The organism is Verminephrobacter aporrectodeae subsp. tuberculatae At4 (assembly GCF_000193225.1).
GTDB lineage: Bacteria > Pseudomonadota > Gammaproteobacteria > Burkholderiales > Burkholderiaceae_C > Acidovorax > Acidovorax aporrectodeae.
In genome coordinates, this window is sequence record NZ_AFAL01000425.1 from 1 (window position 1) to 7,489 (window position 7,489).

7 protein-coding genes and 1 tRNA gene are annotated in these 7,489 nt (G+C 66.2%); 1 reads left to right on the top strand and 7 read right to left on the bottom strand.

Going from position 1 to position 7,489, the window contains the following annotated elements; all coding sequences use genetic code 11:
* Window positions 1-435: 435 nt before the first annotated feature.
* Window positions 436-1,395: a glycerophosphodiester phosphodiesterase family protein gene (locus VTU_RS27190; RefSeq protein WP_138927884.1), complete on the top strand. Its 960-nt coding sequence runs from the start codon at window positions 436-438 to the stop codon at window positions 1,393-1,395.
* A 131-nt stretch (window positions 1,396-1,526) separates the two neighbouring features.
* On the opposite strand, the gene VTU_RS27195 is transcribed toward VTU_RS27190, so the two are convergent.
* From VTU_RS27195 to VTU_RS0113360, 7 genes are all read right to left on the bottom strand, one after another.
* Complete coding sequence (locus VTU_RS27195; RefSeq protein WP_086010008.1) at window positions 1,527-1,811, bottom strand: Arm DNA-binding domain-containing protein; 285 nt, start codon at window positions 1,809-1,811, stop codon at window positions 1,527-1,529.
* A gap of 170 nt (window positions 1,812-1,981) precedes the next feature.
* A tRNA-Phe gene (locus VTU_RS0113335) sits at window positions 1,982-2,057 on the bottom strand.
* Window positions 2,058-2,109: 52 nt separating this feature from the next.
* On the bottom strand, window positions 2,110-2,784 hold the full coding sequence (locus VTU_RS0113340) for a response regulator (RefSeq protein ID WP_010104934.1): 675 nt from the start codon (window positions 2,782-2,784) through the stop codon (window positions 2,110-2,112).
* Between the two features lie 50 nt (window positions 2,785-2,834).
* Complete coding sequence (locus tag VTU_RS0113345) at window positions 2,835-5,114, bottom strand: sensor histidine kinase (protein WP_010104936.1); 2,280 nt, start codon at window positions 5,112-5,114, stop codon at window positions 2,835-2,837.
* Complete coding sequence (locus tag VTU_RS0113350) at window positions 5,111-5,710, bottom strand: DUF4390 domain-containing protein (protein WP_010104938.1); 600 nt, start codon at window positions 5,708-5,710, stop codon at window positions 5,111-5,113. Before VTU_RS0113350 ends, VTU_RS0113345 begins: the two co-directional genes overlap by 4 nt.
* Before the next feature lie 265 nt (window positions 5,711-5,975).
* Window positions 5,976-6,764 (bottom strand): BPSS1780 family membrane protein, encoded by a 789-nt coding sequence (locus VTU_RS0113355; RefSeq protein WP_010104940.1) that lies wholly within the window; start codon window positions 6,762-6,764, stop codon window positions 5,976-5,978.
* A 158-nt stretch (window positions 6,765-6,922) separates the two neighbouring features.
* A partial coding sequence (locus tag VTU_RS0113360; RefSeq protein WP_029554383.1) for a phosphotransferase occupies window positions 6,923-7,489 on the bottom strand: 567 nt, incomplete at its 5' end.

Consider the following 7,489-nt stretch of genomic DNA (forward strand, 5'->3'; position numbering starts at 1 on the left):
TTGAAGTGTCGGAAGGTGTTAGCATGGAGCAAGTATCACCGATTCGTGTTCGAGAGACTGAACAGTCACGAAAAACACAAGAAAAAACCCGAACGATACTCAGGTATCGTGGCCTGCAACACCCGACAAGGAGACATCACCAGTCAATCCATACCCCCCTCTACAATCCCAACCGCGTAACCCCAGACCCAGCGCTCAAATCGGTCACGATGCCGAAATGGGCGGTCACGCTCGCCGAAATACCCACCAATCGCAGAACTCGCATGAACGTCCATCTATGCTCGATCCTCTATCTACGCGTTGTCTCGGCTACAACAAGCAAAAAAATGAGATACAAGACGCGAAGCGATGATCTCAATATCTCTCTCGCACGCTCCTCAATCCTCCAAAACGTGACTTGCCAAGATCCGTATGCATAGACTCGATGCAATGAAGATACTCTCCTGCGTGGGAACTTTAAGACGTGGGACCTTGATCATCGCTGGCGCGCTCGCGTTGCAGGCGTGTGTCTCGACGGGCGGACAAACGCCTGGCGAGGTGGCCTCGCTGCCGCTGGTCGTCGCGCACCGCGGTGGCACGGCGGACGCGCCGGAGAACACGCTCGAGGCGATCGCGCGATCGGTTGCCAACGGCGCCGATGCCATGTGGTTGTCAGTGCAACTGAGCAAGGACGGGGTGCCGGTTCTGTACCGCCCGGCTGACCTGTCCGCGCTCACGAATGCGAGCGGCCCCGTCGCCGCACACACGGCGCGCGAACTCGCTCGTATCAATGCAGGGTGGAACTTCAGAAGCGTCGATGGGCGCTATCCGTACCGCGAGCATCCGGCTGCGATCCCAACGCTGCGCCAGGCGTTGCACTCGCTACCATCGGGCATGCCGCTGATGCTGGACATGAAGGCGTTGCCCGCCGAGCCGCTGACCAAGGCTGTCGCACAGGTGCTGGACGAAGAAAACGCTTGGTCGCGCACGTTGATCTATTCGACCGATGCACAGTTCCAGCAGGCCTTCGCCGGCGTGCGTGGGGCGCGGGTCTTCGAGTCGCGCGATGCGACACGCGACAGACTGGCCAAGGTACTGCTCAACGAAGGCTGCCTGGGCGCGCCGACGATGCCTGTGTGGAGCGGCTTCGAGATGCACCGCACAGTGAGCGTGATTGAGAAGTTCACGCTCGGCGAGGGCACATCGAATGTGAACGCCACGCTGTGGACGCCTGCGACGCTCGCATGCTTTCGTGCCCGCTCGCGCGTGAAGATCCTTGCGATCTCGATCAACAACGAGGACGACTATCGCGCGGCGGCCTGCCTGGGCATCGACGCGGTGCTGGTCGACTCGCCTGCCCAGTTCGCCAAGATCCGAGCCCTATGGGGCCAGCGCGCCCCATCCTGTCTTCGGTAATGGACGTCGAGTCCGTGTGCGGGCGTTGTTGCATAAATCTCGAACTGCATAGGCGTGCTGATAGTTGGCCGACCACATCCTGTCCTTCTGCGCCTGCACATGCCAAGTACGCGCCATAAGTTCGAAGCTGTTCAGCCGCGCAACGCGCTGACGCTCTTGCGCCTCGCGTCGCGCGGATCGACCCCCTCTTGACGCCTACCGGCCTCTTCGCGCGCCTTCTTACGGGCCGCGCTGAGCGAGACCGTTGGATAGGCCCCCAAGCTCAGCTTGGTCGTCCGCCCCATGTACTTGTAGCGATAGATCCAAACCTTACCAGCCGGACGCACGCGAAGGTAGAGCCCCTCACCGTCCGCCAGGAAATATTCGGATTCGCGCGGCTGCGCCACCTTGATCAACAGGTCGTTGAGTTGTCCCACGGTGTACCCCCAGAAAAACTGCAGTTGGAAAACAGTCTGGGGTACATAGGGGTACACGCAAAGATCGGACGTTGTGAGATCCAGAGACACCGCTTGAGCCGCCTTTTCAGGCTAAGTCCTTGATGCGCAAGGACTTTTGAGCTGACTTGGGATCTACTGAGAAAGAAAGATGGTGGCCTGGGGCGGAATCGAACCACCGACACAAGGATTTTCAGTCCTCTGCTCTACCGACTGAGCTACCGGGCCTCAAGCCCGCCATTATAGGCAGAAAACGGGCTTTCGGAAAAGTGGGCAGGACTTATTGAAACCCCCGCTTGCTGCGGCCCAGGTCCACGCCCAGTTGGCGCAGCTTGCGGTACAGGTGGGTGCGCTCGAGGCCCGTCTTTTCTGCGACGCGGGTCATCGACCCCCCTTCGCGTGCGAGGTGGAATTCGAAATAGGCTTTTTCGAAACCATCGCGCGCCTCACGCAGGGGGCGGTCCAGGTCAAAGCCCTGGTGCGCGTGGGGACCGGCGTCCGCCAGCGCGCTCAGCACCGCGGGAAGTTGCGAGAACACGGGGTCTGAGGGCGGCTGGATCACGGATATCGGGGGTGCCGCCTGGCGGGCGGCGTTGCGCGCCAGGCCCTGCTCCACGGCCTTGAGCAGCTTTTGGAGGGTGATGGGTTTTTCCAGGAACGCGAGGGCACCGATGCGCGTGGCTTCGACGGCCGTGTCGATGGTGGCGTGGCCGCTCATCATGATCACGGGCATGGTCAGCGTTCCGGCGGCGGCCCATTCCTTGAGCAGCGAGACGCCGTCGGTGTCGGGCATCCAGATGTCGAGCAGTACGAGGTCATAGCCATTGCCTGCCCGGGCCGTGCGCGCCTGGGCCGCGTTTTCTGCGAGGTCCACGCTGTGACCTTCGTCGTTCAGGATTTCCGACAACAGGTCACGGATGCCGCGCTCATCGTCGACCACCAGAATGTTTGCCATGTGTGTTGAAGCGCTTTGGGGGGGTACTGCAGTCGCGATGCCCGATGCCGTCACGCCGCTGATGCAGGGGCGAATGATAACGACACTTGTGCCCCGCACACCACGTCATCTTGTGTGCGATTCGACAGATCGATACGGGCGCCGTGTTCATCTGCGATTTTTTTCACCACGGCCAATCCCAGGCCGGTCCCCCGGGGTTTGGTGGTGACGTAGGGCTCAAAGGCGCGTTGCAGAATGTGCGCCGGAAACCCGCCGCCGCAGTCCGAAACCGTGAGCCGCACGCGACGCGCGGACGCGCTCCAGCGGGTGCTGATGCGCACCGGCGGCATGGGCTCCGCGGCGTCGGTGCAGGCTTGCTCGGTGGCGTCCTGCGCGTTTTGCAGGAGGTTGTGAATCACCTGGCGCAGTTGCTGCGCGTCGCCGGCAATCGCGGGGCAGCGGGGGTCCAGTTCGGCTTCCACAGGGACCTGGGCGTTTTCTTCGCCATACAGGTGGAGCAGTTCCGCGACCAGGGTATTGAGGTTCAGCGCATGCAGTTCTGCGGCGGGGAGGCGGGCGTAGTCGCGGAACTCGTTGACCAGCCGTTTCATGGCGTCAACCTGGTCCACGATGGTCTTCACGGACTTGGCCAGGATGGCCTGATCGGGGGCGGGCAGCCGGCCCGAGAGTTTCATTTCGAGCCGCTCGGCGGACAGTTGGATGGGGGTCAGCGGGTTCCTGATCTCGTGCGCCAGGCGCCGGGCCACCTCGGCCCAGGCCTGTGCCCGCTGCGCCGAGACGATTTCCGAGATGTCGTCAAAAACCAGCAATCGGGTCGCGTCGGGCAGTTCGGCGCCGCGGGCGACCAGGCTGGTGGCGTGCTGTCCGGCGCCGACCGAGGACGCATGCAGTTCAAACGGCTGCTGCCAGTGGCCCAGCCCATGGCGTTCCTGGTTTCCCAGAAAGGCGTCGAAATGCCCTTGAACCGCTGCGGCGAATTCGGCCAGGCCGGGTACCTCGGACAGGGCGCGTCCCGCATGAGCCGCCATGGGCGCGCGCAGGATGCGCGTGGCGCCGGGGTTGGACGAGCGGATCAGCCCCTGCGCGTCGAGCACGATGACTCCGGCGGTGAGGTTGTCCAGAATGGTTTGCAGGTTGGCGCGCGCCGCATCCACCGCGCCCATGCTCTGCTCCACGGCTTGGCGGGCGTCGGCGAGTTGCTCGGTCATGAGCGCGAAAGAGCGCGTCAGCCCGCCGAGTTCGTCCTTGCCCTGCAACGAAGCCTTCGGGCCGAGGTTGCCCGCGGCCACCTCGCTCACCCCCTTGGCCAGCACCAGCAGGGGCCGCGCGAGTTGGTTGCCCAGCAGCACGGCGAGCAGCACGGCGCCGAAAACCGCGAGGAACAGGCTGAGCGTGAGCGTGCCCACGTACATGCGGCGCAGGCCGCCGCGCGCCAGGGCGCGCTCCTGGTATTCGCGGTTCGCCTCTTGCACGGTGATTGCGTTGGCCACCAGGGCGGGGGGCAGGGGCAGCGTGGCCTGCAGGTAGCGCGACTCCACCAGCAGGTCCACGCTGGGGCTGCTGATGAGCGCGAGCACCTTGACGCGCGCGTTCTGCGCGGTGGCCGGGTCGGAGACCTCGTCCAGCCCTTCGATCTGCGCCGTGGCACGCTCCTGCCGCACGCTGCGCAGCAGCGCGGCGCCGGGCCGCTCGGGGTTCAGGTTGAAGCGCGACTGCCCGGCGCTGGCCAGGGCCTGGCCTGAGGCGTTCCAGAGCAGCACGTCCGTGGCGCCCAATTGGTCGCGGATCCGTTCGAGCACCAGCCCGGCCGCTGCGTCGGGCACCTGGGTCAGCTGCGCGCCGGCGTTGCGCGTTTGCGTTGCCATGTCTGCGGCCAGGGAGTCGAGCGACACGCGGGCCAGGTTCACACCGGCCGACAAGGCGCCCTCGACCTTCACGTCGAACCAGCTTTCGATGGAGCGCGTGACGAACTGGTAGGACACCACGTAGATCAGCAGGCCCGGAAGCAGTCCGACCAGCCCGAATATGGCCGCCAGTTTGACCAGCAGCCGGCTGCCGAAGCGGCCCTTGCGCAGGCGCACGCCCAGGCGCACGGCGACCCACACCAGCACCGCCAGCAGCAGCAGCGCCACGAGCACGTTCACGCCAAAGAGCCAGGCGTAGTTGCGCTCGTACAGTGCGCGGTTGTTCGTGGCCAGCGTGAGCAGGAACAGCAGCACCATGCCGATGGCCGACATGATCGCGACCCCCACGCCGATGGCCCAGCGCAGGGTGCGCGACTGGCGCAGCGTGGCCTGGGGCGACGCCGGAGCGGGAGGCTCTGCGCTCACTTGGCAGGCTCCGCGGGCAGGCGCTGGCTGCGGGAGACCAGCAGATTCCAGCTCGCACTGCCGACGGCGCCGATCTGCAGGGGGCGCGGGAGTTGGGACATGTCCAGGCGAAACCGGAAATCGACCGTGTGCACGGCGTCGGCCTTGATCGCGTCGGGTTCTGCGATTTTCCAGCGTGCAAAGCGCTGAATGGCCGACAGCGCATCCGCATAGTCGTCAAACTTCTGGACCAGCATCACGCCCAGGCCGCTGTTGCTGAATGGCACGGCAGAGATGCTCAGGCGCCAGCGGCGCGTCAGGGGTTGGTAGCTCAGACGCAGGTAGCGCGTGGCTTCGGCGACCAGGCGGCCAGACCAGTACCAGCGGTCACGCAGCACCTGCGCGTCGGCCACGAAGACCATGGGAATGCCCTTGTACAGGGCGTCTTCGACCAGATCGGGCAGATCGAACTGCAAGGTGGTGCCCAGGTAGAGGCCGTCCTCGGTGCGCTCCAACTGGAGTTCGCCGACTTCGGCGGTCGTCGTCTGCTGCTGCGCCACCGCGGCATGCGGGGCCGCAAGGCAGCAGCCCAGCAGCCACAGGCACGCGCAAACCAAGGCCCTGCGGGGCCAATGGCGGCGATTTTTGCAACTGTGTGTAAGAGAGTCCGTCGTGATCACCGGCCAGATTCTCCGGGACAGCCCGGCCTTTGTCCGCCTTGCCGGGAATGAAAATGCCCGGCGAAGGCGGCGCCTGCGCGCCAGTGTTGTGTGCAAGAAACGTTTGCCCCGCGGGGGCGCCCCTGCGCCGGGCGCGTCCCCGCCGGCAGACCGGGCTGCGCGGCAGAGCGGTCCGCGGGGCGATGCGGGCGGCGGCGCTGCGTCATCGGGCGCCTTGTGCGCGGTCGTGCGGGGGCTCGAAGCAGTCACGGAAGGTGAACACCACCGAGGTGAGGAACATGGCGACCATGGTCATGGCCACCCCCACCATGATGCCGCCGGCGACCGATTTGGAAAGCCCCGCGGACACCAGCAGCGACACGGCCAGGCTCCCCCCGAGGGTGCCGAGCAGGAAGACACCGATCCAGCCGAGGCCGTAGACCAGGAAGGCGCGGAAGTTGTGCAGGCAGGCCACGATGCTGAAGAACAGCGCCTTGACCGGTGGCACGCCGTGCCAGTGCACCAGCCCTGGCGCGTGCCAGAACAGCAGCGACAGCACCAGGTACAGCAGCATGGCGAGCCACATGGCCGGGTTTTCGAGCACGTCCTGCGGGGTCAGCGCCTCACCCAGGGAGACCCGGGAAAACTGTCCGCTGTCGAGCAAGTCCACCAGGGCCACGATGCCGAGCAGCCCCACGGCATACAGCGCACCGAGCAGCAGCATGGCGCGCAGCCGCTGGCGGCTGGCGCGAAGCACCCGCAGCAGCAAGGCCGGGGTCGGGAAGTGCCCTTGCTCGGCCTCTGCCGCGGCCACCATCATGGCCAGCGTGGCCAACGGCAGCAGTGCCTGCGTGATGACCGGCCCTGCGAGCGGGATCTCCGCGACCAGCGAGAGGCAGACCATGGTCAGGAAAAACAGCGCCGTCAGCGCCATGGGCTGCCGCCAGAACACCCGCAGGCCAAGCTTCACCCAGGCCATGCCGGTGCGTGCGGGGACGATGTGGAGCTTCATGTGTGCGTTGGAGAGGCAGGAGGGGCCGCGCCCTGGAGGGCCATGGACGCAGGGGTGCGCGGGGCAATGGCGTCGAATTTACCAGTGCGCGCGTCCGGCGGGCGGGGCGCGCAGCAGGGCGGTGGGCGCGGCACCACACCCATGCGCGCCCAGGGCGCTCAGGCCCGCACCGGGCGCGCAACGCGCTCCCGCAGCACGCGCTCGAAATGGGCGGGGTCGTGCGGCGTGAGCATCGAGGCCTCGCGCGGCAGGTGGAAGTCCCACAGGCGCGAGATCCAGAACCGGAGTGCACCCGCCCGCAGCATGGCCGGCAGCAGAGCGCGCTCGGCGGCGCTCAGGGGGCGCACGGCCTGGTAGGCGCCGAGCATGCGCGACGCGCGGTCGGCGTCGTGGGCGCCGCTCGCCGGGTCGGTGCACCAGTCGTTCAGGCACACCGCGAGGTCGAACAGCCAGGCGTCCACGCCCGCAAAGTAAAAGTCGAAAACCCCCGTGAGTTCCTCGCCATCGAACATCACGTTGTCCCGGAACAGATCGGCGTGCACCGGCCCCCGGGGCAGGGCGGCGTACGCCGGGCTGGCGGCCACATGGTTCTGGTAGGCGAGTTCCGAGCGCAGCAGCGCCGCCTGGGGCGCACCGACGTGCGCCAGCACCAGGGGCGCGGTTGCGTTCCACCACGGCAGGCCGCGCAGGTTCGGCTGGTGGCGGTCGAAGCTGCGTCCGACCAG